The sequence below is a fragment of the Uliginosibacterium sp. 31-16 genome (assembly GCF_030730865.1).
GTDB lineage: Bacteria > Pseudomonadota > Gammaproteobacteria > Burkholderiales > Rhodocyclaceae > Uliginosibacterium.
Genome location: NZ_JAVALZ010000002.1, coordinates 103524 through 128490 on the forward strand (window position 1 = coordinate 103524; position 24967 = coordinate 128490).

General features: G+C 60.0%; 22 protein-coding genes. 11 read left to right on the forward strand and 11 right to left on the reverse strand.

Translation table 11 applies throughout. The features are described 5' to 3' along the window. Positions 1 to 38 precede the first annotated feature (38 nt). On the reverse strand, positions 39 to 3557 hold the full coding sequence (gene smc / locus Q9Q94_RS08260) for a chromosome segregation protein SMC (protein ID WP_305979584.1): 3519 nt from the start codon (positions 3555 to 3557) through the stop codon (positions 39 to 41). Positions 3558 to 3693: 136 nt separating this feature from the next. On the opposite strand from smc, the gene dapC reads away from it, so the two are divergent. The 5 genes from dapC to Q9Q94_RS08285 all read left to right on the forward strand — a co-directional run bounded on the left by dapC (position 3694) and on the right by Q9Q94_RS08285 (position 8597). Beyond that, the gene (dapC, locus tag Q9Q94_RS08265; protein ID WP_305979585.1) at positions 3694 to 4878 is read left to right on the forward strand and encodes a succinyldiaminopimelate transaminase; all 1185 of its coding nucleotides are present in this window, start codon (positions 3694 to 3696) and stop codon (positions 4876 to 4878) included. Between the two features lie 34 nt (positions 4879 to 4912). Beyond that, positions 4913 to 5737, forward strand: coding sequence for a 2,3,4,5-tetrahydropyridine-2,6-dicarboxylate N-succinyltransferase (gene dapD, locus Q9Q94_RS08270; RefSeq protein ID WP_305979586.1), 825 nt, complete (start codon positions 4913 to 4915; stop codon positions 5735 to 5737). 54 nt (positions 5738 to 5791) lie between these two features. Further along, positions 5792 to 6973, forward strand: a complete 1182-nt coding sequence (locus Q9Q94_RS08275; RefSeq protein ID WP_305979587.1) for a PilT/PilU family type 4a pilus ATPase — start codon at positions 5792 to 5794, stop codon at positions 6971 to 6973. Between the two features lie 62 nt (positions 6974 to 7035). Beyond that, entirely contained in the window at positions 7036 to 7977 is a 942-nt protein-coding gene (gene prmB / locus Q9Q94_RS08280) for a 50S ribosomal protein L3 N(5)-glutamine methyltransferase (RefSeq protein ID WP_305979588.1), read from the forward strand. A gap of 170 nt (positions 7978 to 8147) precedes the next feature. Further along, positions 8148 to 8597 carry a response regulator gene (locus Q9Q94_RS08285; RefSeq protein ID WP_305979589.1) on the forward strand — a complete coding sequence of 150 codons (450 nt, stop codon included), beginning with the start codon at positions 8148 to 8150 and terminating at the stop codon, positions 8595 to 8597. A gap of 151 nt (positions 8598 to 8748) precedes the next feature. Here Q9Q94_RS08285 and iscX read toward each other — a convergent pair whose 3' ends face one another. The 9 genes from iscX to Q9Q94_RS08330 all read right to left on the reverse strand — a co-directional run bounded on the left by iscX (position 8749) and on the right by Q9Q94_RS08330 (position 15470). Next, positions 8749 to 8943: a Fe-S cluster assembly protein IscX gene (gene iscX, locus Q9Q94_RS08290; RefSeq protein WP_305979590.1), complete on the reverse strand. Its 195-nt coding sequence runs from the start codon at positions 8941 to 8943 to the stop codon at positions 8749 to 8751. Continuing rightward, positions 8940 to 9281 (reverse strand): ISC system 2Fe-2S type ferredoxin, encoded by a 342-nt coding sequence (gene fdx, locus Q9Q94_RS08295; protein ID WP_305979591.1) that lies wholly within the window; start codon positions 9279 to 9281, stop codon positions 8940 to 8942. Before fdx ends, iscX begins: the two co-directional genes overlap by 4 nt. Before the next feature lie 12 nt (positions 9282 to 9293). Then, on the reverse strand, positions 9294 to 11162 hold the full coding sequence (gene hscA / locus Q9Q94_RS08300) for a Fe-S protein assembly chaperone HscA (protein WP_305979592.1): 1869 nt from the start codon (positions 11160 to 11162) through the stop codon (positions 9294 to 9296). Beyond that, entirely contained in the window at positions 11162 to 11674 is a 513-nt protein-coding gene (gene hscB / locus Q9Q94_RS08305) for a Fe-S protein assembly co-chaperone HscB (RefSeq protein WP_305979593.1), read from the reverse strand. The genes hscA and hscB overlap by 1 nt, the downstream gene beginning before the upstream one ends. Before the next feature lie 163 nt (positions 11675 to 11837). Further along, positions 11838 to 12161, reverse strand: a complete 324-nt coding sequence (iscA, locus tag Q9Q94_RS08310) for an iron-sulfur cluster assembly protein IscA (protein WP_305979594.1) — start codon at positions 12159 to 12161, stop codon at positions 11838 to 11840. Positions 12162 to 12169: 8 nt separating this feature from the next. Beyond that, positions 12170 to 12559: a Fe-S cluster assembly scaffold IscU gene (gene iscU / locus Q9Q94_RS08315; protein WP_305979595.1), complete on the reverse strand. Its 390-nt coding sequence runs from the start codon at positions 12557 to 12559 to the stop codon at positions 12170 to 12172. A 19-nt stretch (positions 12560 to 12578) separates the two neighbouring features. Beyond that, the gene (locus tag Q9Q94_RS08320) at positions 12579 to 13787 is read right to left on the reverse strand and encodes an IscS subfamily cysteine desulfurase (protein WP_305979596.1); all 1209 of its coding nucleotides are present in this window, start codon (positions 13785 to 13787) and stop codon (positions 12579 to 12581) included. A 30-nt stretch (positions 13788 to 13817) separates the two neighbouring features. Continuing rightward, positions 13818 to 14963: a cysteine desulfurase family protein gene (locus Q9Q94_RS08325; RefSeq protein ID WP_305979597.1), complete on the reverse strand. Its 1146-nt coding sequence runs from the start codon at positions 14961 to 14963 to the stop codon at positions 13818 to 13820. 12 nt (positions 14964 to 14975) lie between these two features. Beyond that, positions 14976 to 15470 carry an Rrf2 family transcriptional regulator gene (locus tag Q9Q94_RS08330; RefSeq protein WP_305979598.1) on the reverse strand — a complete coding sequence of 165 codons (495 nt, stop codon included), beginning with the start codon at positions 15468 to 15470 and terminating at the stop codon, positions 14976 to 14978. A gap of 170 nt (positions 15471 to 15640) precedes the next feature. Here Q9Q94_RS08330 and Q9Q94_RS08335 point away from each other — a divergent pair, with 170 nt between their 5' ends. From Q9Q94_RS08335 to Q9Q94_RS08345, 3 genes are all read left to right on the forward strand, one after another. After that, positions 15641 to 16309 carry a pseudouridine synthase gene (locus Q9Q94_RS08335; RefSeq protein WP_305979599.1) on the forward strand — a complete coding sequence of 223 codons (669 nt, stop codon included), beginning with the start codon at positions 15641 to 15643 and terminating at the stop codon, positions 16307 to 16309. A gap of 224 nt (positions 16310 to 16533) precedes the next feature. After that, positions 16534 to 17178, forward strand: a complete 645-nt coding sequence (locus Q9Q94_RS08340) for a VC0807 family protein (RefSeq protein ID WP_305979600.1) — start codon at positions 16534 to 16536, stop codon at positions 17176 to 17178. A gap of 75 nt (positions 17179 to 17253) precedes the next feature. Then, the gene (locus Q9Q94_RS08345) at positions 17254 to 19512 is read left to right on the forward strand and encodes a DEAD/DEAH box helicase (protein ID WP_305979601.1); all 2259 of its coding nucleotides are present in this window, start codon (positions 17254 to 17256) and stop codon (positions 19510 to 19512) included. Positions 19513 to 19598: 86 nt separating this feature from the next. On the opposite strand, the gene Q9Q94_RS08350 is transcribed toward Q9Q94_RS08345, so the two are convergent. Further along, positions 19599 to 20963, reverse strand: a complete 1365-nt coding sequence (locus Q9Q94_RS08350; protein ID WP_305979602.1) for a serine/threonine-protein kinase — start codon at positions 20961 to 20963, stop codon at positions 19599 to 19601. A gap of 144 nt (positions 20964 to 21107) precedes the next feature. Between Q9Q94_RS08350 and grpE the strand changes: the two genes are divergently transcribed. From grpE to dnaJ, 3 genes are all read left to right on the forward strand, one after another. Continuing rightward, positions 21108 to 21662, forward strand: a complete 555-nt coding sequence (gene grpE / locus Q9Q94_RS08355) for a nucleotide exchange factor GrpE (protein WP_305979603.1) — start codon at positions 21108 to 21110, stop codon at positions 21660 to 21662. A gap of 89 nt (positions 21663 to 21751) precedes the next feature. Then, positions 21752 to 23677 carry a molecular chaperone DnaK gene (dnaK, locus tag Q9Q94_RS08360; protein WP_305979604.1) on the forward strand — a complete coding sequence of 642 codons (1926 nt, stop codon included), beginning with the start codon at positions 21752 to 21754 and terminating at the stop codon, positions 23675 to 23677. 87 nt (positions 23678 to 23764) lie between these two features. Further along, positions 23765 to 24889, forward strand: coding sequence for a molecular chaperone DnaJ (dnaJ, locus tag Q9Q94_RS08365; RefSeq protein ID WP_305979605.1), 1125 nt, complete (start codon positions 23765 to 23767; stop codon positions 24887 to 24889). Positions 24890 to 24967 lie beyond the last annotated feature (78 nt).

Here is a 24967-nt window from a genome sequence, read left to right on the forward strand (position 1 = left end):
CAGTATGAGTTCGCAAAGGAAGGCAGCGCATTATGGCATCAAGCCGCTTCGGGCTGTGCCAGCTTAAGGGCAGCTTCAATATCCACTTCAACCACACGGGAAACCCCCTGCTCCTGCATGGTCACGCCGATCAGCTGCTGGCCCATTTCCATGGTGATCTTGCTGTGACTGATGAAGATGAACTGGGTGACGGCCGACATGTGCTTGACCATCTCGCAGTAACGCTCGGTATTGGTGTCGTCCAGCGGGGCGTCGACTTCGTCCAGCATGCAGAAAGGAGCCGGGTTGAGCTGGAACATCGCGAACACCAGCGCGATGGCGGTGAGGGCCTTTTCACCACCGGAGAGCAAATGGATCGAGCTGTTTTTCTTGCCCGGCGGCTGCGCGACAATCTGCACGCCCGCATCCAGCAAGTCGTCGCCGGTCAGCACCAGCTCGGCCCGGCCGCCACCGAAGAGGCGCGGGAACAGTTCGCTGAAATGGCGGTTCACCGTGGCGTAGGTTTCATTGAGCTGCTCGCGCGTGTCCTTGTCGATGCGGCGGATGGCGTTTTCCAACGTGTCGATGGCGCGCATCAGATCATCGAACTGCATGTCGAGGAAGTTCTTGCGCTCCTTGGCGGAGTCCAGCTCGGCAAGTGCGGCAAGGTTAACCGCGCCCATTTCGGCGATCTCACGGCCCAAACGACTGACCTCGCGGGACAGTGCCAGTTCGCGGATCTCGGCCATCACCGCCTCATCCAGCGCAAGCACTTCAGCCCCCAGTTCGCCCAGGCGCTCGGCGGCCTGGGCGCTGCCCAGCTCGGCGGCCTGGAGTTTCAGGCGCAGGTCGGCGAGCTGATCACGCATTGGCGCCAGCGTCTGCTCGCTGGCATGCCGACTGGCCTCCAGGGCCTTGAGCTGCTGGCCGATTGCTTCCAGTTCTTCGCGCCGCTGGGCAACAACAGCTTCACGCGTCCGGCGCAGGTCCAGCGCGGTTTGTAGCGAGGTCTGCAAGGCTGAGTCATCCAGCGCGCCCTGCTCCTCGCTGAGCTGGCTGCGTTCGACGGCTAATTTTTCGAGCTGAGCCTGCGCCAGCGCTGCCGTACGATTCAGTTCGTCGAGCTTGGCGTTGCCTTCCCGGACGGCAAGTTCGGCCTCATGGCGGGCGTGCTGACAGCTTGCCAATGCCTCGCGAGCAGTCCGCAGAGCCGCTTCTGTATTGGCTGTACGGGCCGATGCCTGAAGAGCGGCGTCCTGCAAGGCTTCCAGCCGCTCCTCCGCGGAGAGGCGCGCCAGTTCAGCCTCTTCGAGGTGGGCATGTTCCACGCCTTCAAGGCGCAACAGTTCGGCGGCTTCGCGCGCCAGCTGCTCGATACGCTCGACGTGACGTGCCTGCTCCTGCTGAACCTTGACGAAAGCCAGCTGACGTTCATGCAGACGGGACTGGAGTTGCTGCTGCACGCGGCGTGTGTCACCCAGCGCGGCCTGTAGCGTCTTCACGTCTTCCTCATCGTCAGCAACGCGGCTGTGGAGCTCTTCCAGCGCCGCTTCCGCAGGCAGGATGGCATGCTCCAGGGTTTCGATCTCGCGCTGACGCTCGATCGCGCCGTGCGTGCCGGCGTCCGGCGCAAACAGGCTCAGGGAACTGGCGCCGAGAATCTGGCCGCTGCGGCTGACCAGCAGCACGCCCGAAGGCAATTCACGTTCGCCGTCCAGCCAGGGCGTAATGTCATCCACGGCATACACGCCATCCAGCCAGTGCGCGAGGTGTGGCGCAAGCTCTGCGCGCTGGCAGCGGACATGTTCTTCCAGCAAGCTAGCGGTGAATGGCGTTCCCCGTGGCGCGGGCGGCTGACCTTTGCGCAGCAGCACAATGCTCGACGGCGCGGCCTGCGCCGTCACGGCAGCGAGATCGCCTGTCAGCGGACCGATCGCGGCAATGCGTTCGCGCAAAACAGCCTCTACCGCCAGCTCCCAGCCAGCATCAACCTGCAGGGATTGCCAGACCCGGGCTTCATCGGCCAGCCCGGCGGCACGCAACCAGCCGGCCAGGTCGCCCTGGTCGCGCAAGCTGGATTGCAGCCCGCGCAGGGCATCGAGCCGGGCACGTTGCTGCGTAAGCGCACTGGACGCGGCTTGCAGGGCAGCCTGCCCGGAGAGCAAGGCTGCTTGCGCTTCTTCGAGCTGCTCTTGCTGGCTGCCCAGCAGGAGTTCGGCTTCCTGTTGCTGGGCAACGAGCTCGGCAACTTCGAGTTCGAGCGCGGCAAGGGCGGCTTCATCTTCCGGGCGCAGGCCAGCACGCTCGGCTTCCATGCGGCTGCGGCGCTGGGCCAGCGCTTCCAGCGCACGTTCGCTTGCGATGCGCTTGGTGTCTTCCACGCGAACGTGCTGCTCTATCTGGCTCAGCGACCGGCGCGTCTCTTCCAGGGCGGCCAGCGCGTCGCGCCAGGCGTCCTCGGCTTCGGGCAGACGCTCTTCAGCTTCCGCCACCTGCAGCAGGCTCAATTCCAGCTTTTCATGGGCGATCGCCCCCTGTTCGATGCGAGCTTCCTGCTCGGCCAGCGAGCGATTCAGGCGTTCCTGCCACAGCGTTTCATCGGCCAGCAGTTGACTGCCGCGCTGGGTGATGCGGGCGTGCGTGTCGCGCAGGCTGCGCAACTCGCTTTCGATGCGCGTAACTTCGTTGGCGATCGTGAACACGTCGCCCTGCGCCGCACTGACCGCTTCGGTGTGCACCACATGCGCCTCACGCGCCAGGGTGATGTGCGTTTCGGCTTCGATGAGTTTGTGGTTGTTCTCTTCCAGCGCAGTCTGGGTCTGGGCGATGGCTTCGCGCAGCTGAGTCTGTTCGCGTTGTGCTGCCGTGTGCTTATAACGCCAGAGCAGCACCTGTTTCTGCGAGAGCTGCGAGGACAGATCCTTGTAACGCAAGGCAATCTCTGCCTGTGCCGCGAGTTTATCGATCTGCTGACCGAGCTCGGCACGGATATCTTCGACGCGGGCCAGATTGTCACGTGCGTCCGACAGGCGCCCTTCCGTCTCGCGCCGGCGCTCTTTGTATTTGGTGATGCCGGCGGCCTCTTCGAGAAAGGCGCGGACCTCTTCCGGGCGGGCTTCGATGACCCGCGAAATCATGCCCTGCTCGATGATGGCGTAGGCCTTGGGGCCCAAGCCGGTGCCGAGAAAGAGGTCGATCACGTCCTTGCGGCGCACCGACACGTTGTTGATGAAGTAGTCCGAACCTCCGTTGCGGTCGACCTGACGCTTCACCGAAATCTCGGCGTACTGCGACCACTGCCCGGCAGCGCGCCCTTCGGCGTTGTCGAAGATCATCTCGACGCTGGCGCGCGATACCGGCTTGCGCGTGGTGGAGCCGTTGAAGATCACGTCCGCCATCGATTCGCCACGCAAGGCTGAGGCGCGCGACTCGCCCAGCACCCAGCGAACGGCGTCGATCACATTGGATTTGCCGCAGCCATTCGGGCCGACGATGCCCACGAGTTGACCCGGCGTAAGCACCGTGGTCGGGTCGACAAAGGATTTGAATCCGGCGAGTTTGAGCTTGGAAAGGCGCACGTTGCGAAACGGAAACAGGGTTCAGGGCGAAAGGACAGCCCGGCTAAGGGCGGGCTATAATACCACCCCTGATCCGGCCGTCATTGCCCGCAACCAAGCGCAGCAGCGGCAACACAACGATAAAGCGAAACTGATCTTGAACCCGTTGCTTGACCGTCTTCAGCCCTACCCTTTCGAGAAGCTGCGCGCCCTGTTTTCAGGCGTAAAAACGCCGGATTTGCCGGCCATTCGCCTGTCCATAGGGGAGCCACAGCACGCCACGCCAGATCTGATATTCAAGGCGATGACTGAAGCTTTTTCCGGGCTGGCGGTGTATCCGACCACAGCAGGTTCGGACGAGTTGCGTCAAACCATTGCCGGCTGGATTGCGCGTCGTTATGCGCTGCCGGAAATCGATTGGGCTACTCAAGTATTGCCGGTGAATGGTTCGCGCGAAGCCTTGTTCAGCTTTGCCCAGGCCGTGCTGGACGCCAGCCGCCCGGCGCCCTTGGTGGTCTGCCCCAACCCTTTCTACCAGATCTACGAAGGCGCAGCCTTTCTCGGTGGTGCACAGCCGGTATTCCTGAACCAGACGCCGGAAAACAACTTCGGCTTCGATTGGGAGTCGCTCTCCGAAGCCGAATGGGCCCGGGTGCAACTGCTCTTTGTCTGCTCGCCAGGCAATCCGACCGGCCGGGTCATGAGTCTGGATGAATGGCGCGAACTGTTTGCGCTTTCCGACAAGTACGGCTTCGTGATTGCTTCGGATGAGTGTTATTCGGAAATCTATTTCGACGAAGCGAATCCTCCGCTGGGCGCGCTGGAAGCAGCCCACAAGCTAGGGCGCAAGGGCTTCCCGCGACTGGTGGTGTTTTCCAGCCTGTCCAAACGTTCCAACGTGCCGGGCCTGCGCTCGGGCTTCGTGGCGGGGGATGCGAAGGTGCTCGCCGGCTTCCTCAAATACCGCACCTACCACGGCTGTGCGATGAGTGTGACGGTGCAGGCCGCCAGTATCGCAGCGTGGAAGGATGAGACGCACGTACAAGCCAATCGTGCCATGTACCGCGAAAAATTCGACGCACTGGTGCCGATGCTCTCGCCCGTGCTGGGCGTTTCGCGACCGGACGCAGGCTTTTATCTGTGGGCAAAGACTGCCGGGGACGACACCGCCTTTGCCCGTGATCTTCTGGCCGCAACCCATGTCACCGTGTTGCCCGGCCAGTATCTGGCGCGCGAAGCGCATGGGCGCAACCCTGGGCAGGGTTTCATCCGTATAGCGCTGGTTGCTTCCAGGCAGGAATGCCTGACTGCAGCCCAGCGAATCGTCGGTCATCTGAAGTGATTTTTCCAGTTCGTTAATTTCATCAGGAATCAACATGTCCCAACACCCGCTGCAGCCCCTTATCGAAGAAGCTTTTGAACGTCGTGCTGACATTACTCCGACCTCCTTTGACCCGGTTCTGGGCAAAGCCATCGAGGAAGTCATTGCCGAGCTGGATTCTGGCCGTCTGCGTGTTGCCGAAAAGATCAATGGCGAATGGGTGACCCATCAGTGGCTGAAAAAAGCCGTGCTGCTGTATTTCCGTACGCATGACAATGCAGTGATGGAAGGCGGTTCGGTGCGCTACTTCGATAAGGTGCCGACCAAGTTTGCCGATTACTCCGAGGCTGACTTCCGCGCCGGCGGCTTCCGTGTGGTACCAAATGCCGTCGCCCGCAAAGGCAGCTACATCGGCAAGAACGTGGTCCTGATGCCTTCCTACGTGAATATCGGTGCTTATGTGGATGACGGAGCCATGGTCGACACTTGGGCCACCGTAGGCTCCTGCGCCCAGATCGGCAAGAACGTGCATCTTTCTGGCGGCGTCGGTATCGGCGGCGTGCTGGAACCCTTGCAGGCCAATCCGACCATCATCGGCGACAACTGCTTCGTCGGCGCCCGCTCCGAAGTGGTGGAAGGCGTGATTGTGGAAGACAACTGCGTGATCTCGATGGGCGTCTACATCGGCAAGAGCACCAAGATCTACGATCGCGCCACCGGTGAAGTCAGCTATGGCCGTATCCCGGCAGGCTCGGTTGTGGTCTCTGGCAATCTGCCCTCGGCAGATGGCAAGTATTCGCTGTATTGTGCCGTGATCGTCAAGAAGGTCGACGCTCAGACACGTTCGAAGACCTCCATCAACGAATTGCTGCGCGACTAAGCTTAAGAATGAAGGGGGCCCGAGAGGCCCCCTCTTGAATCCGGGAGACGCTTCATGATTTTCGACAAGCTGTTCCAGTTGATGGCCGAGCGTCGCGCTTCGGACATTTTCGTGTCCGCAGGTGCGCCGATCCACATCAAGATCGACGGTGTTGTTCTGCCAATCAATCAGCAGGTCATGGATCCCGCCGTAATCCAGCGCATGGCTTACGAGATCATGAATCCCGAGCAGATCGCGATTTTTGAACGCGCCCGGGAACTCAACATTTCCTTCAGCCGTCGTGGTTTGGGAAATTTCCGGATCAACTTTTTCTGGCAGCGCAACAGCGTCAGTATCGTAGTGCGTTACATCCAGGGCGAGATCCCGGCACTGGAGTCCCTCAGTCTGCCGCCGGTTCTCTACGATATCATCATGGAGAAACGCGGATTGGTGCTGGTTGTAGGTGCCACCGGTTCCGGCAAGTCGACAACCATCGCGTCGATGCTGGACTACCGGAACTCACACGTATCGGGTCATATCCTGACCGTGGAAGATCCGATCGAGTATCTGTTCCGCCACAAACGCTCGGTGATCAATCAGCGCGAAGTCGGTTTTGACACCCACTCCTGGAATGACGCGCTGAAAAACGCCATGCGTCAGGCGCCGGACTGCATCCTGATCGGCGAAATCCGCGATCTGGAAACCATGAAAGCCGCCATTTCATATGCGCAGTCGGGTCACCTTGTGCTGGCCACGCTGCACGCCAACAATGCACACCATGCCCTGAACCGGATCACCAGCTTCTTTCCGCTGGAGAACCGCCCCCTGCTCTTCCTTGACCTCGCCGTGTCCCTGCGCAGCGTCGTCTCGCAGCGCCTGGTTAAGAAGCCCGACGGTGCGCGCGTGCCGGCAGCCGAGATCCTGATGAACACCCGGCATATTGCCGAGCTGATTGAGCGCGGCGAGTTCGGCGATGTGCGCGAGGCCATGGAAAAATCGCTGGCACCGGGCTCGCAGACCTTTGAGCAGGATCTTTTCCGTCTGTACCGATCCGGGGTCATTACCCTGGAAGAGGCGCTGGCCAACTCGGATTCGCCCACAAACTTCTCATGGCTGGTCAACAACGCACCCGCTGAAGGTGAGAGCACTGCTCCCAAAGCGCCCTCACAACTGGACAGCATCGTCGAGTTTGAACCTGCCGAAGATGATGGAGCCTCCTTCAGTTCATTCACCCTGCACATGGATGAAGCGGGCTGAAACGCCTTCCTGTCACTGACTTTTGCGGCGCCCCGGGCGCCGCGCGCATTTGAAAGCCCTGCATGCACGAGCACGACTGTAACGAAAATTGTGATCATGATCATCACGAACACTCCCCGCTTGAGGAGCTTGTCACCGTACGCGATCTGATCCGCTACGCCACCAGCCAGTTCAACCGGGCCCATCTTTTCTTCGGGCACGGAACAACCGATGCCTTTGACGAAGCGGTCTATCTCGTTCTGCATACCCTGCACCTGCCGATCGACAGGCTGGAGCCCTTCTTTGACGCCTGTATTCCGACGGCCGAACGCGCCGAGGTACTGGAGATCATTGAACGCCGGGTCAATGAGCGCATCCCGGCCGCTTACCTGACCAAGGAAGCCTGGCTGGGCGACTTCCGCTTCTACGTGGACGAACGGGTGATCGTGCCACGCTCCTTCTGCTTCGAACTGCTCGAAGAAGGATTCGAGCCCTGGATTCGCGAACCAGCGGCAGTTACCCGCGCACTGGATCTGTGCACCGGGAGCGGCTGCCTGGCGATCCTGCTCGCGCATCACTTCCCGAATGCGCAGATTGATGCGATCGACCTTTCCGATGATGCACTGGACGTAGCCAGCCAGAACGTAGCGGATTACGGATTGCAGGACGTGGTACGCCTGATCAAATCCGATGTGTTTGACGCGCTGGGTGATGAGCGCTACGACCTGATCCTGAGCAATCCGCCCTACGTGACTGAAGAATCCATGCAAGCCCTGCCGGATGAGTATCTGCACGAGCCACGCATGGCCCTGGCCGCCGGTGACGATGGCATGGACATCGTGCGGCGCATCATTGGCGGTGCACGGCGTCATCTGAGCAGTGAAGGGATTCTGGTCGTTGAAGTCGGGCACAACCGTGATTTGGTTGAAGCGGCCTTCCCGCAACTCGAATTCGTCTGGCTCACCAACGCCAGCGAAGAGGAAAAAGTTTTCCTTTTGCGCGCGGATCAACTAATCGAGGCTTGAGGACTGCCCCGGCAGCCTGCTTCGTGAAATCGCGTAGAATCCGCCAGTCAGGATTGTTCATCCGCTGAACAATCCTGACTGGCGGCAAGCGCAGCGATGTAGCAAACCTTTATTTGGGCGTTCTTCTGCCGATAAGAGTTGAGGACTGACACAAACACGTGTGAAATGACATGGCTACCGATAGACCGATCCTGCTGGTTGAAGACAATCCGGATGATGAAGCGCTGACCCTGCGGGCCTTCAGCAAGAACAAGATCACCAATCAGGTTGTCGTGGCGCGCGACGGGATTGATGCTGTCGAGTATCTGTTTGGGATGGGGCGGCACGCTGGCCGCGACACCTCCGTACAGCCCGCGGTGGTATTTCTCGATTTGAAGCTGCCGCGCATCGACGGTCTCGAAGTGCTGCGCCGTATCCGCGCCGACTCACGCACCGCCCTGCTCCCGGTGGTCGTCCTGACAACTTCGCGTGAGTTGCAGGATATTCAGGAGGCCTATAGCCTCGGCGCCAACAGCTATATCCGCAAACCGGTGGATTTCGAGCGCTTCCTGTTTACGGTCGGGCAACTCGGGCTGTACTGGCTCAGCCTCAACGAGCTGGCTGACTCCCGCCCGGACTGATTCGGCTAGGCCCGAAAAGCCGCATGCACACTTGCTTTGCGAGGAGCATGCTTCGGGAGGCTTGTTTCACGCGCGTCTTCGATGGGAGCGCCCTGAAATCCATGCCAGTAGCGGCTTCCCGAAGGGATGCCCTCACGCAGCGGCGAATGACTTATTCAAGCTCTTCGATCCACGCGCCCTGAATCGCCTCCAGGATGCGTTCGCCGCAATGCTCGGGTTTGTCGTCAAATCCGGGCAAGGCTTTCACCCAGTTCATCAGGTCGACAAAATTGATGCGTGCCGGATCGACATCGGGATGCGTATCGACCAGCGCAATGGCTATTTCCAGCGTATCGGTCCACTTCATTTTTTGCCCTCGCTGACCATGTTGATGGTGTAACGCGGAATCTCGACCACCAGATCGGTGTCCGTCACCACGGCCTGACAGGACAGGCGGGATTGCGGCTCAAGGCCCCAGGCCTTGTCGAGCATGTCTTCTTCCAGCTCGTCGGCGGACTCCAGCGAATTGAAGCCTTCGCGCACGATGACGTGGCAGGTGGTGCAGGCGCAAGATTTTTCGCAGGCGTGCTCGATCTCGATATCGTTGGCCAGCAAGGCGTCACATACGGTCTGGCCCGGCTCGGCCTGAATCACCGCGCCATCGGGGCAGAGATCGACATTGGGCAGAACGACAATCTGGGTCATATGGGTACTCTCCTACAATGGCAAGGCATCAATGCGGTTACCCGTCAGTGCCTGGCGGATCGCCTTGTCCATGCGGCGCGCAGCAAGCTCTCCGGTGCTGGCAGACAAGGCATCAATCCCCGCCTTGATGGCAAGGTGATCGTTACCCAGATTCAACTCGCCAAGCCGCTTGATGGCGGCTTCAATGCCGGCCTGCTCATTGGAGCTCAGCAGCCCGGCATCTTCAATAAGTGCCTGGCGGGCCGCTTCAATCAGACGCTCGGCTTCAACCTGTTGCTCGCGCAGGGCACGGGCCTGCATGTCTTCCGCGGCGTGTTCGAAACCGGCTTTGAGCATGCCGGTGATTTCATCATCCGATAAACCATAGCTGGGCTTCACCGTAACGTGGGATTCCACGCCGGTAGTCTGTTCACGGGCCGAAACCGACAGCAATCCATCCGCATCAACCTGAAAGGTCACACGAATGCGTGCGCCGCCTGCCGGCATGGGCGGAATGCCGCGCAGCTCGAAGCGCGCCAGCGAGCGGCAGTCCTGCACCAGTTCGCGTTCGCCCTGTACCACATGAATGGCCATGGCGCTCTGGCCGTCCTTGTAGGTCGTGAAATCCTGCGCCTTCGAAACCGGGATGGTGGAATTGCGCGGGATGATCTTTTCGGTCAGTCCGCCCATCATCTCCAGGCCCAGCGACAAGGGGATCACATCCAGCAGCAGCCAGTCCTCGCCGGGGCGACGGTTGCCGGCCAGCACATTGGCCTGGATTGCGGCTCCAATCGCCACGACCTTGTCCGGGTCTATATCCGTGTAGGGCTCGCGCCCGAACATCTTTGCCACCGCGCTGCGTACATGCGGCATGCGCGTGGCGCCGCCAACCAGCACCACAGCCTGGATGTCTGCGACCTTGAGCGCGGCATCGCGCAGGGCTTTGCGCACCGGCTGGAGGGTCCGTTCGACCAGTGCCTGCGTCAGTTCATGAAATTCGCCAAGCGTAATCGTGACATCCTTGATGCCATCGGCAGCCACCGGTACGCGTGCCACGCATTCTGCCGAGAGCGTCAGCGCCTCCTTGACGCGGCGTGCCTCAACTAGCAAGGCGCGCGATTTGGAGCAATCCAGATCCACACCGCTGGCTTTTTTGTGCAGCCAGGCGGCCAGTGCCTCATCGAAATCATCCCCGCCAAGCGAGGAGTCGCCACTGGTCGCCATGACTTCGAAGACCCCACGCGACAGACGCAGAATCGAGAAATCGAAGGTTCCTCCGCCCAGATCATAGACTGCGTAGATGCCCTCTGCGCCTTCATCCAGACCGTATGCAATGGCTGCCGCAGTCGGCTCATTGAGCAGACGCAGCACATTAAGGCCAGCCAGACGCGCCGCATCCTTGGTCGCCTGGCGCTGGGCATCATCGAAATACGCTGGCACCGTGATCACGGCGCCCACCAGCTCATCCCCCAGCGAAGCTTCTGCCCGCTCACGCAATACCCTGAGAATCTCAGACGACACCTCTACCGGCGTGCGCTGCCCCGCGACGGTATTGATGCGCACCATGTCGCCGGTATCGACCAGGTCATAGCGCCCACGCATCCCCGCATCCGCATCCGCCAGACCACGCCCCATCAGGCGCTTCACGGAGGCAATCGTGTTGCGCGGATCAATTGTCTGGGCAGCCAGGGCGGCCTGCCCGACGATGGTTGAGCCATCTTTCTGATAACGCACCACGGAGGGCAGAATGATGCCGCAACCATCACCGGCCAGGCATTCCGGCACGGCATGACGGATGGTCGCCACCAGTGAATTGGTCGTACCCAGATCGATACCTACCGCCAGCCGTTGCTGATGCGGATCAGGGGATTCTCCCGGTTCGGAGAGCTGCAGAAGAGCCATCAGTTTTCCAGTAAAGCCAGTGCTTCGTCGATTTCGCGACGCAATTTTTCCATGAACATGAGGCGACGTACCAGCTCCGAAGCCTGAACCAAATCGACTTCTTCATCGATCGCATGCTTCACGTCGTCCAGCATGACGCGTTCGTCGCGTGCCAGATCCCGCTCCAGACGCTGCAAGGCCTCGGCGTCGTCAGCGGCCTCTTCGACCGATTCGCGCCACTCCATCTGCTGCATCAGGAAAGCGTGCGACATGCCATTGTTGCGCTCGGCGTCGATCTCGACGCCACGCCGACTCAGCAGATAGCGGGCACGTGCCAGTGGATTTTTCAGGGTACGGAAAGCCTCATTGGCCAGCGTAGCCCATTGCATGGCTACACGGCGTTCTGCCTCTGGGCGATGAGCAAAGCGATCAGGATGGACCTGTGCCTGTACGTTCCGGTAAGCGACTTCCAGCTGAGCCGGGTCGATGGCAAAACGCTCAGGCAATCCGAAAAGCGAGAAGTACTCTTGCATAAGGGAAGTCGGGGCAAGCACGGGTTCTGTTTACGGCAAAGGACGCAGAGTTGCGTAAAGGTCCGCTAATGAAAAGCCTTGTACTGGCTTCCCTTGCGATGTGCAGCACTCCTTTGCGCCCCTGGCGACAAGGTCTTTTCAAGCCTTGCTCCCAAGGCGTTTTCTAAACGTTGAAGCTCTCGCCGCAGCCGCAGGCATCCTTGACGTTCGGATTGTTGAACTTGAAGCCTTCGTTAAGGCCTTCACGAGCAAAGTCGAGTTCCGTTCCATCAAGATAAGGCAGACTCTTCGGATCTACCATGACCTTCAGGCCCTGACTCTCAAACACAAGATCGTCAGTTTCGGCAGCATCTGCGTACTCCAGCTTGTAAGCCATGCCCGAGCATCCGGAGGTTTTGACCCCCAGACGAATGCCGATGCCCTTGCCGCGTTTGGCGAGGAACTTGTTGATGTGCCGCGCAGCGGCTTCAGACAGGGTAACAGCCATGATTCAGCTCACTTGTTGTCGTGCTTTTTGCGGTAATCCTCTACTGCCGCCTTGATCGCGTCTTCTGCGAGGATCGAACAGTGGATTTTAACCGGCGGCAGTGCCAGTTCTTCGGCAATCTGCGTATTTTTGATGTTCAGCGCCTCATCAAGGGTTTTGCCCTTCACCCATTCGGTGACGAGCGAGCTCGACGCAATGGCCGAACCGCAGCCATAGGTCTTGAATTTGGCGTCTTCAATCACGCCAGCCTCATTGACCTTGATCTGCAACTTCATCACATCGCCGCACGCCGGAGCTCCGACCATACCGGTGCCAACCAGAGCGCCATCATCCTTGCTGAAGGAACCAACGTTACGTGGATTCTCGTAGTGATCCAGAACTTTTTCGCTATATGCCATTTTTTCGCTCCTGCCAGATTCAGTGTGCAGCCCACTGCACGGTATTCAGATCAACGCCTTCCTGCACCATTTCCCACAGCGGCGAAAGTTCGCGCAGCTTGCCGATCTTCTTGTGCAGCAAGTCGATGGTGAAATCGATTTCTTCTGCAGTCGTGAAACGCCCGATCGTGAACCGGATCGAACTGTGTGCCAGTTCGTCGGAGCGTCCCAGCGCCCGCAGCACGTAGGAAGGCTCCAGCGACGCGGAGGTGCAGGCAGAACCACTGGAAACAGCGATATCCTTCACCGCCATGATCAGGGATTCGCCTTCGACATAGTTGAAGCTGATATTCAGGTTGTGGGGTACGCGGTGCGTGATGTCGCCGTTGACAACAGTCTCCGGGATATCTGAAAGCCCTTTGAGCAAACGATCGCGCAGAGCGCCGATACGTTTGTTCTCTTCAGCCATTTCTTCGCGGGCAATGCGGAAGGCTTCGCCCATGCCGACGATCTGATGCGTGGCCAAGGTGCCGGAACGCATGCCGCGCTCGTGGCCACCGCCATGCATCTGTGCCTCGATGCGCACGCGCGGCTTGCGACGCACGTACAGGGCGCCGATCCCCTTGGGGCCATAGGTTTTGTGGGCCGAGAAGGACATCAGATCGACCTTGAGCACAGCCAGGTCGATGTCGACCTTGCCGGTTGCCTGTGCCGCATCCACATGGAAAATGATCCCGTGCTCGCGGCAGATTTCGCCCAGTTCGGCGATGGGCTGAACCACACCGATCTCGTTATTCACGAACATCACCGAAACGAGGATGGTATCGGGACGCAAGGCCGCCTTGAACACATCCAGATCCAGCAGGCCATTTTCCTGCACATCCAGATAAGTCACTTCAAAACCCTGGCGCTCCAGCTCACGCATGGTGTCGAGCACCGCCTTGTGCTCCGTCTTCACGGTAATCAGGTGCTTGCCCTTGCCTTTGTAGAACTGGGCGGCTCCCTTGATGGCGAGATTGTTCGACTCGGTCGCCCCGCTGGTCCACACAATATCCTTGGCATCGGCGCCGACCAGCGCAGCGACCTGCTCGCGGGCTTCTTCAACGGCCGCATCAGCGTCCCAGCCGTAAGCATGGGAACGGCTGGCCGGATTGCCGAAATGTTCGGTCAGCCAGGGAATCATCTTCTCGGCCACGCGCGGATCAACCGGGGTGGTCGCGGAATAATCGAGGTAGATAGGAAACTTCATGTAAGGCTCCAGGGGGACTGCTTTTGTTAGTCAGACCGCCATCGCGGTCAGCTGTTTCAATTCACTCACGGTCTGGCGCAAAGCCAGCAAAAATTTCTCGACATCCTGTGTTTGCGTCGTGCGTCCGACGCTTATGCGCACCGCTCCGCGCGCAATTTCGGGATTTTCGCTCATGGCCAGCAAGGTGCGCGAGGGTTCCGGATGGGCCGACGAACAAGCCGCTCCGCTGGCCACCGCAAAACCCGCCCGATCCAGCTTGCCAACGAGCGTCTCACCATCAATTCCGCCAAACGCGAAAAAGCTGGTGTTCGGCAGACGCGGCGCATTGGCGGCAAAAATCCGGGCGCCAAGATGAGCCAAACCTTTTTCCAGCAATTCACGCAGACGCTGCATGGACTCTGCGCGCTGCGCGTACTCGGCCATCAGCAACTCACAGGCTTTTCCAAAACCGACGATGGCGGCCACATTTTCGGTGCCGGAGCGCAAACCTCGCTCCTGACCGCCGCCGGCGATCAAGGGCTGCAGCTCGACGCGCTTGTCCAGCACCAAGGCCCCGGCCCCCAGCGGACCATAGATTTTGTGCGACGACAGGCTCAGTGCGTGCACGCCCAAAGCCCGGAAATCCACAGGAATCTTACCCAGAGCCTGCACCGCATCGCTGTGAATGTAAGCGCCCGCGGCCCGAGCGACTTTGGCCAAAGTCACAATATCGTTGATTGCACCGGTTTCATTGTTCGCCAGCATCACGGAGACCAGCGCAGGGCGTTCCTGAGCAATCAGATCACGCCGGTCTGCCACCACGCCGTCGGCATCAAGCGGCAACTCCAGGAGTTTCCAGCCTTGCGCACGCAATTGCAGCGCCGGCTGATGCACGCAAGGGTGCTCGCTCGCTCCGATAGCCAGCACGCCCGGCTTCAGGCTGCTCGCTGCCCCTTTCAGGAACAAGTTGTTGGCTTCCGACCCGCCGCTGGTGAAGATCACCTCCGTCGGGTGCGCATTCACGGCTGAGGCGACCTGCTGGCGTGCACGTTCCACCGCATCACGGGTGGCACGACCATATTCATGCCGGCTCGACGGATTGCCACAACGCTCCCGCAGGAACGGCAGCATCACCTCCAGCACACGCTCATCGAGCGGCGTGGTGGCGTTATGGTCGAGATAGGTCGGCGCGAACATGGTCAGCCCCGGTCAGGCAGCGGCTTCCGCCTCGGTCTTGCTGGTCGAGCGACGAAACTCGTCGCACAGCACCACGACTTCGTGCGGATTCGACTTGGCGCGGATATCCGCCACCAGCGTTTCCAGATTCACGGATTCGAGGTACTCGAACATGCGACGGTTCAGGTTGCTCCACAGATCGTGAGTCATGCAGCGCTTGTGCGGCTGTCCCTGACAATCCTCGGTTCCGCCACACTGGGTGGTGTCCAGCGGCTCATCTACGGCCACAATGATGTCCGCCACGGAAATCTGTCCCAGCGATTGCGCCAGACAGTAACCACCGCCCGGCCCACGTACGCTGGAGACCAGATTGTGACGGCGCAGCTTGCCGAAAAGCTGCTCCAGATAGGAAAGGGAAATGCTCTGGCGTTCGCTGATCCCGGCCAGGGTGACCGGCCCCTTGTCCTGACGCAGGGCCAGATCAATCATGGCAGTAACGGCGAAACGGCCTTTGGTGGTGAGGCGCATCTGGATGCTCCAATCTCTGCTGTAGTGGCTGTTCTGGCATGTAGCCAGTCCGGGGCTGAGTAATACTTGATTGTTTTTATCAAGAATACGATTTCCGACTAATCCGGTCAACATTTATCCCATGCTTTCCAGCATGGTTTCCGGCTATTGCCGCGATAGAATCCGCCACCATGCTTTCGCCCGCCCAGCCCTACCAGCCTGCACTTTTCGATACCCTGCCAATCGTCCATGCAGACGAGACCTTGCTGGTGCTGAACAAGCCTGCCGGCCTGCTGTCCGTACCGGGACGCGGCCCCGACAAGGCAGACTGCCTAGCAAGCCGCGTGCAACAACACTTTCCGGAAGCCTTGATCGTCCACCGGCTCGACATGGAAACCTCCGGCCTGATCGTGATGGCCCGCGGCCCGCAAGCGCAGCGGGCGCTCAGCATGTTGTTCGAGGCACGCAAGGTCGCCAAACGCTACGTCGCGGTGGTCGACGGCCAGCTGCTGCCGGAGCGCGGCGAAGTGAATCTGCCGCTGATCACCGACTGGCCCAACCGTCCGCGCCAGATGGTTGATCACCAGATCGGCAAGCCCTCGCAGACCCGCTACGAACGCCTGCATTACGATGCTTCAGGAGATTGCAGCCGGGTGGCTCTGGAGCCTGTCACCGGCCGCTCGCATCAGCTTCGCGTACACATGCTGGCACTGGGCCACCCCATTCTGGGCGACGCGCTCTACGCTCCGCCTGCCGCCTTGCACAAGGCACCACGACTGCTGCTGCACGCCGAGTGGCTGGCTTTCCCCCATCCTCTCGACAGCGGACATTGCGAATTCAAGCTTGCTGCAGAATTTTGAAACAACCGGCTGGAGAACCGCATGTAGCGGGTTTCTTCAGGCGGGCATGCCAGACACGCACGCTCCCAAGGCTCTACAGGCATCTCCTCTGAAGAGGCAGATCCGACGCGGCTTGCCGGGCGCCACACATCACCGTTTGCAAACCTCTTGCCTGCCGGCTGATCCAGATCACCCACCATGCTCCGCTGACAGGCGAAAATGCGCCACCTTTCCAATCTGGCCGTATGAAGAAACAACATCTGCGCATCGCCGCTGAACTGGCCGTCAACCTGTGCCTGCCCTGGCTGAGCTACACCCTGGCAGAACCACATTACGGTGAATTTGGCGCCCTGCTCATCTCCTCCATCCCGCCCCTGCTGTGGAGTCTTGGCGAGCTTGCCTGGCATCGGCGTATCGACGCACTCAGCATGCTGGTGCTGGCGGGCATCGTTCTCTCTGCACTGGCTATGGCACTGGGCGGGGACGCACGCCTGCTGCTCGTTCGCGAATCCCTGATCTCCGGCCTAATCGGGCTGGTCTTCCTGATTTCTCTGTTGTTCAAGCGCCCGCTGGTGTACTTCCTTGCCCGCGCTACGGTCACCCGCCAGAACGCTGAGAATGGCGCAACAGGCTTTCACACATGGTGGCAAAACCCGCCTGCTCAGCGCGCCATCCGTGGCATCACCGGCGTATGGGGGCTGGGTCTGACTTTTGAAGCCACGCTGCGTATCTGGCTGGCTTTTCACTGGCCAACCGAACGCGTACTGGCGATTGCCCCGGCCCTTGGCTACCTGATCACCGGCGGGCTCGGTTTATGGACTTTCTGGCGCGTTCGCAGCCTCAAAAACCGCAGGACTGACGCCTCGCCACCTTCAGTCAATTCGGAATAATCCGATAAGTAGACGACAATATAGGGATTCCCCTTCTCAGGGCGCCATTCGAGCACCCGATTCCGGTACCAGAACATGACCGACACCGTCGAAAATTTCGCCGCGCTGAACCTTTCCGCGCCGCTGCTGCAAGCCCTGTCTGATGTGGGCTACGAAACACCATCGCCGATCCAGGCCGCCTGTATCCCGATCCTGCTGGGTGGCAATGACATCCTCGGCGAGGCCCAGACCGGCACCGGCAAGACGGCCGCTTTCGCGCTGCCGCTGCTTGAGCGTCTCGAAGCCGGCGATCGCCGCCCGCAGATTCTGGTGCTCACGCCCACGCGCGAGCTGGCCATCCAGGTGGCTGAGGCCTTTCAGAAATACGCACGCTACCTTCGCGATTTCACCGTGCTGCCGATCTACGGGGGGCAGAGCATGGTCGTGCAGCTCCGTCAGCTCTCACGTGGCGCGCAGGTCATCGTCGGCACGCCAGGCCGCGTCATGGATCACCTGGAGCGCAAGAGCCTGGATCTCTCGAACCTGAAGGCGCTGGTGCTGGATGAAGCCGACGAAATGCTGCGCATGGGTTTCATCGACGACGTCGAATGGATTCTCGAGCACACCCCGGAAGCACGCCAGACGGCACTGTTCTCCGCCACCATGCCGGACGTCATCCGTCGCGTGGCGCACAAGTACCTGAAATCCCCGCAAGAGATCAAGATCAAGGCCGCGACCAGCACGGTCGCCACGATCACCCAGCGCTACTGGCAGGTGCGTGGCGTGAACAAGCTTGACGCTCTGACCCGCATTCTTGAAGTCGAAGAAAGCTTCGACGCTGCGATCATCTTCGTGCGCACCAAGATTGCCACCGAAGAGCTTGCCGACAAGCTCGAAGCCCGTGGTTACGCCGCTGCAGCGATCAATGGCGACATGAATCAGGGCATGCGCGAACGCGTGATCGAGCAGCTGAAAACCGGCACGCTGGATATCCTCGTCGCCACCGACGTTGCCGCGCGCGGCATCGACGTGCCACGTGTCACCCACGTCATCAACTACGACATCCCCTACGACACCGAAGCCTACGTGCACCGTATTGGACGTACCGGCCGGGCGGGTCGTCAGGGCAACGCCATTCTCTTCGTTGCCCCGCGCGAGCGCGGCATGCTGCGCGCCATCGAGCGCGCCACCCGCCAGCCCATCGAACAGATTTCACTGCCGACCCGCGAGGACGTGGAAGGCCACCGCATCTCGCAACTCAAGCAGCAGGTGCTGGATGCCATCGAAGCCGAGGACATGCAGTATTTCTCCGAGGTGCTGGATCAGCTGGCCGACGAAAATGATCTTTCCATCGAAGATATTGCCCCTGCCCTGCTCTTCATGGCGCAGAAGGATCGTCCGCTGAAGGTCGAGGAACATGGTCATGGCTGGGATGTGGCGACGGCACCGGCCGTAGCCGAAGCCCCGCGCCGATTCGAGGACCGCAATGAGCGTGGCAGCTACGCTGATCGCGGCGAGCGCCCCTCCCGTGAAGACCGTCAGCCACGCGCCCCCAAATACGACTTTGGCGGCGACACCAAGCCACAGCGCTACCGCATCGAAGTCGGCCGCAATCACAACGTCACCCCCAAGGAAATCGTCGGCGCAATCGCCAACGAAGGCGGCATCGACGGACGCCAGATCGGTCAGATCGATCTTTACGGCGACTTCAGTACGGTGGAACTGCCGGCCCTGCCCGAGCCACTGCTCAACGTGCTCAAGCGCACCCGTGTACGCCAGCAGCCGCTGAGCATCCGCCCGGTGGCGGAAGGCGAAGTATTTGAAAAGAATCGTGATGGCGGCGGCCGCGCACCGCGCAGCTTTGAAGAACGTCCGCGTGGCGTGTACGACGAAGGTCGCAGCGGTTCGCGCGATTTCCGCCCTGATTCCCGTCCGGACTACCGTGACAGCGCTCCACGCAAACCCTGGCAAGGCGATAGCCGCCCGGCACCGCGCAGTTTCGATGAGCGCCCGCGCAGCCCCTTCAACCGGGACGAACCGCGCCGGGACTTCTCGGACCGCCCGTCGCGTCCACAGGAAGGTCGTGACGAGCGCCGCCCCTATCCGCCGCGTGACAGTGCCGAGCGTCGCCCGTACGAAGGTGCCGGCAAGCGTTTCAGCGGCCCTTCGGCCAGCAGCTTTGGCGATGCCCCGCCCAAACGCAGCTTCTCGCGTGATGAAGCCCCGCGCCGCAATTTCGATGAGCGTCCGGCCACCTCACGCGACGGAGCGCCCAAGCCCGCATTCAAAGCCGGCGACAAGCCCAAGACCGGGTTCAAAGGCGGCTTTGCAGGAAAGCCGAAAAAGGGCTGGTAAACCGCAAAAGGCTTGCTGTCCGTCTCCGTGCAGCAAGCCTTTTTCGTTGGGCATGATTGGATTCAGCAGGCCGTCAGGCCACCTGTTCAGTCGTCGATGAGTTGCAGCTCCATCCCGGAAGCCGTGATGTTCGCGGCCCGGATTGCTTTTACTCCATTCGCGGCAAGCTTCTCTTCTGCCCGCGCCAGACGCCGCACGACGGCCGTGCTCAGGGTCTCACGGAAGTGATCGAGACACTCTTCGGACGCCAGAGCCAGAGCGGCCGGAGTGATCTCCACATAGCGCAGGAACGTCCGGCTGATCACGGTTGCAGATTGCCGGTGATCAACCTTGTCGAGATACGCCGTTTCGCCAAAACACTCTCCAACCCCGGCGTTGCAAATCACCCTGTCATTCATTGACAACTCGATTTCGCCTTCGAGAATGATGCCGAAGCGCTGATCGGTATTGCCTTCGCGAATGATCTGGGTCATCGGTTCGGCCATGCGCCAGGCTGAGAAACGCACGATTTCCCAGAGCTCGACATCCTCGAATTCGGTAAAGAAAGGCAGTTTGCGCAACTGCGAGAAACGCGAACCATCAGGGATCCGGTCATTTTCGTCGAAGATCTTGAACTGGATGCCAGACAGATCCTTGGCGAATTCGGCACCGTTCTTGTAGCGTGAATACAGATCCTTTTCGAGCGCCTTGCGGATCACCATGTCCATCGGCTCGGGCACATCCGGATTCAGCGTACTGGCCGACGGAGGGTCGGCATTGATGATCTTGTAGACCAGTTGTGCCGGATTTTTGGCCCGGAACGGCAAGCGCCCGGTCAGCATGTGAAACAACACCACGCCCAGAGAATACAGATCGGTTTTCTGGTTGAGCGGATAATTCTTGATCTGCTCGGGCGACATGTAGGCAGGCGATCCCACCCCCATGATGAAGGTCGAATCCTCGGCGCTCTTCTTGTTCACGTTGAGTGCCAGCCCGAAGTCGGTGATCTTCACCTCATCCTCGGCGTTGACGAGGATGTTTGCCGGCTTGATGTCACGGTGCACGATGCCCTGGCGATAGGCGTAATCCAGCGCCATGCAGCATTTGAAGATGATGCTGGTGGTGCGATGCACCGGCAGGATCTTCTCGTAGCTACAGTAATCCTCCAGTGAACCACCGGGGAAATACTCCATCACCACATAGGCCTCTTCGGCTTCGATGATGGCTTCGTAGATCTTGATGATATGCGGATGATCCAGTCTGCGGGCAACCGAGCCTTCGGCCCGCAACAGCTTGAGCAGGCGCCGGTTCCACTTGGCCTCATCCTTGGCTTTGTCGCGGAACGAAATGTATTTGAGCGCCACGGGCTCGGGGTAATACGGATTCTCCGCCAGATAGACGACAGCCGTCGCGCCGCGACCGATCTCGCGAATGATTTTGTATTTGCCGACTTGGGTTGGCGCGTCTGCCATTTATTTCACTGCCTTTTATTTACGCTGGCGTCTGACCGATTCTAGCGCCAGTGTGACGAAGTTCATGAAAAAAATGAAGAATGCCTCTTGAAAAGGACAGGCGGCACCCCAAATGCGGGGCAGACACATTCAGGAGCCTGCTTCATGTCGCACCCTCAGGATAGCCTCATCACCGATAGCCATGCCCCAGACAGCCCACAGGAGCCTGTTGAAGGCGTCGAGGCCACAACCGTAGATACCTTGCCCAGCCTTGAAGAACAGTTGCGCCAGACGGAACTGCTGGCTGCCGAACACCACGATGCCTGGCTGCGCGCCAAAGCCGAAACCGAGAACATGCGCCGCCGTGCTCAGGAAGACATCAGCAAGGCAGCAAAGTTCGCCATCGAAAAGTTCGCCAATGAACTGCTGGTGGTCAAAGATAGCCTTGAGCAGACCTTGGCCGTCGAAGGCGCCAGCCTTGAAGCCATCCGCGAAGGTGCAGATCTGACCCTCAAGAATCTGGCCAAGGCTTTCGAGAAAAGCGGTCTGGCCGAGATCAATCCGGTTGGCGAAAAGTTTGACCCGCACAAGCATCAGGCAATTTCCGCAGTCCCTTCCGAGCAGCCTGCCAATACCGTCGTTCAGGTATTCCAGAAGGGGTATGCCCTGGAAGGTCGCGTACTGCGTCCGGCTCTGGTTGCCGTAGCCCAGTCAGCTTGAAAACCCTGCGCTTGTCCCCACTTAGTCATCAGAAATGAATACGAAGCGTCTCCGGGCGCTTCCCGGAACGCAATCAAGGAGCTTTAAACATGGCAAAGATCATCGGTATTGACCTCGGCACCACCAACAGCTGCGTGGCCATCATGGAAGGCGGCCAGCCCAAGGTAATCGAGAACTCGGAAGGTGCACGTACCACCCCGTCCATCGTCGCCTACATGGAAGAAGGCGAAATCCTGTGCGGCGCACCCGCCAAGCGTCAGGCCGTGACCAACGCCAAGAATACGCTCTACGCCGTCAAGCGTCTGATCGGTCGCCGCTTTGAAGAAAAGGAAGTGCAGAAGGACATCAACATGATGCCTTTTGCCATTACCAAAGCCGATAACGGCGACGCCTGGGTCGAAGTGCGCGGCAAGAAGATGGCTCCTCCACAGATCTCGGCTGAAGTGCTGCGCAAGATGAAGAAAACGGCCGAAGACTACCTTGGCGAAGAAGTGACCGAAGCCGTCATCACGGTGCCGGCCTACTTCAATGACAGCCAGCGTCAGGCCACCAAGGATGCAGGCCGCATCGCTGGTCTGGACGTGAAGCGCATCATCAACGAACCGACCGCCGCTGCACTGGCTTTCGGTCTGGACAAGGTCGGCAAGAAGGACCAGAAGATCGCCGTATTCGACTTGGGCGGCGGTACTTTCGACATCTCCGTCATCGAAATCGCTGACGTGGATGGCGACAAGCAATTTGAAGTGCTCGCCACCAATGGCGACACCTTCCTGGGCGGTGAAGACTTCGACCAGCGCCTCATCGACTATATCGTTGCTGAATTCAAGACCATCAACGGTATCGACCTGTCCAAGGATGCCATCGCCCTGCAGCGCATCAAGGCGGCTGCCGAGCGCGCCAAGATCGAGCTGTCGTCCAGCCAGCAGACCGAAATCAACGAGCCCTACATCACCATGGCCAACGGTGCTCCCGCCCACCTGACCATGAAGATCACCCGCGCCAAATTCGAGTCGCTGGTCGAGGAACTGGTCAACGCCACCATCGAGCCGTGCCGCAAGGCGCTGAAGGACGCTGGTCTGGGGGTGTCCGACATCGACGATGTGATCCTCGTTGGCGGCCAGACCCGCATGCCCAAGGTGCAGGAAAAGGTCAAGGAGTTCTTCGGCAAGGAAGCCCGCAAGGACGTGAACCCGGATGAGGCCGTGGCCGTCGGTGCCGCGATCCAGGGCGGCGTGTTGAAGGGTGACGTGAAGGACGTACTGCTGCTGGACGTGTCGCCACTGTCGCTAGGTATTGAAACCCTGGGCGGCGTGATGACCGCCATGATCAAGCGCAATACCACCATCCCCACCAAGCACTCGCAGGTTTTCTCGACGGCTGACGACAACCAGCCCGCGGTGACCATCAAGGTCTATCAGGGTGAGCGTGAAATGGCGGCCGGCAACAAGATGCTGGGCGAATTCAACCTGGAGGGGATTGCCCCTGCCCCGCGCGGCATGCCGCAGATCGAGGTGACCTTCGACATCGACGCCAACGGCATCCTGCACGTGAAGGCCGCCGACAAGGCAACCGGCAAGGAAAACAAGATCACCATCAAGGCCAACTCCGGTTTGTCGGAAGATGAAATCCAGAAGATGGTGAACGACGCCGCTGCCCATGCCGAGGAAGATCATCGCCAGCACGAACTGGTCGACGCCCGCAATCAGTGCGACGCCCTGATCCACACCACGCGCAAGGCTCTTACCGAGCACGGCGACAAGGTGGCTGCCGATGAAAAGGAAAAGATCGAGGCCGCACTGAAGGAAGCCGAAGAAGCCATCAAGGGCAATGACAAGGCGGAGATCGAAGCCAAGGCCCAAGCTCTGGCGACCGTCAGCCAGAAACTTGGCGAAGCCATGTACGCCCAGCAGCAAGCTGCCGAAGGCGCTGCCGCAGGTGGCGCTCAGAGTGAGGCCAAGCCAGCCGACGACAACGTGGTGGATGCGGAATTCACTGAAGTCAACGACAAGAAGTAATTCCCTTCACCGTAGAGGCGCCAGGAGCGCAAAGAGCCCATGAATATGTTGCTGGCGCTCTTTGCGCTCTTGCCTTGAGGACGATTCATGGCAAAAAGAGATTATTACGAAGTGCTGGGTGTGGCCCGCGACGCTTCGGACGACGACATAAAGAAGGCCTATCGCAAACTGGCCATGAAACACCATCCGGACCGCAATCCGGATGACAAGGGCGCGGAAGAGAAATTCAAGGAGGCCAAGGAAGCCTACGAGATGCTCTCCGACGACCAGAAACGTGCGGCCTATGACCGCTACGGCCATGCTGGCGTGGATCAGTCCGCAGGAGCCGGTGGCTTTGGCGGAGCTCAGGGCTTCGGTGATGCCTTTGGTGGCATCTTCGACGAGATCTTCGGTGGTGGTCGCGGCAGTGGTGGCGGTTCGCGCGTCTATCGTGGCGGCGATCTGCGTTACAACCTTGAAATCACGCTGGAAGAGGCTGCGCGCGGGGTCGAGAAAACCATCCGCATTCCGGTGCAGGAAGAGTGCGGCACCTGCAAAGGCTCCGGCGCCAAACCCGGCACCCAGCCCAAGACCTGCGGCACCTGCGGCGGCGCTGGTCAGGTGCGCATGCAGCAGGGTTTCTTCTCGATTCAGCAGACCTGCCCGAAGTGCCACGGCTCGGGTCGCGTCATCACCGATCCCTGCGGCGACTGCCACGGCGCGGGCCGCGTGAAGAAGCAGAAGACGCTCGAAGTGAAGATTCCTGCCGGTATAGACACCGGCATGCGCCTGCGTCACGCTGGTTTCGGCGAATCGGGCGTGAATGGCGGGCCTCCGGGAGATCTCTTCGTCGAGATCCACATCAAGGATCATGCAGTCTTCCAGCGCGATGGCGACGACCTGCATTGCGAAATGCCGATCAGCTTCGTCACTGCAGCCCTGGGTGGCGAGATCAAGATTCCGACCTTGGATGGTGCTGCGTCGATCAAGATCCCCAGCGAAACGCAGACGGGCAAGATCTTTCGCCTGCGCGGCAAGGGCATCAAGAATGTGCGCAGTGGCTACCATGGCGATCTGCACTGCCATGTGGTGATCGAAACACCGGTGAAGCTCAACGAACGTCAGAAAGAACTTCTGCGCGAGTTCGAGTCCACCTGCAAGGACGGTGGCGACAGCCACAATCCGCGCGCCAAATCCTGGATGGACAAGGTCAAGGATTTCTTCGCGGATTGAGTGCTCTGATGCACCGCAAGAAAATACCCGCTCCGGCGGGTTTTTTCTTGCGCTTCGCCGTATCATGACCGAGCTTTC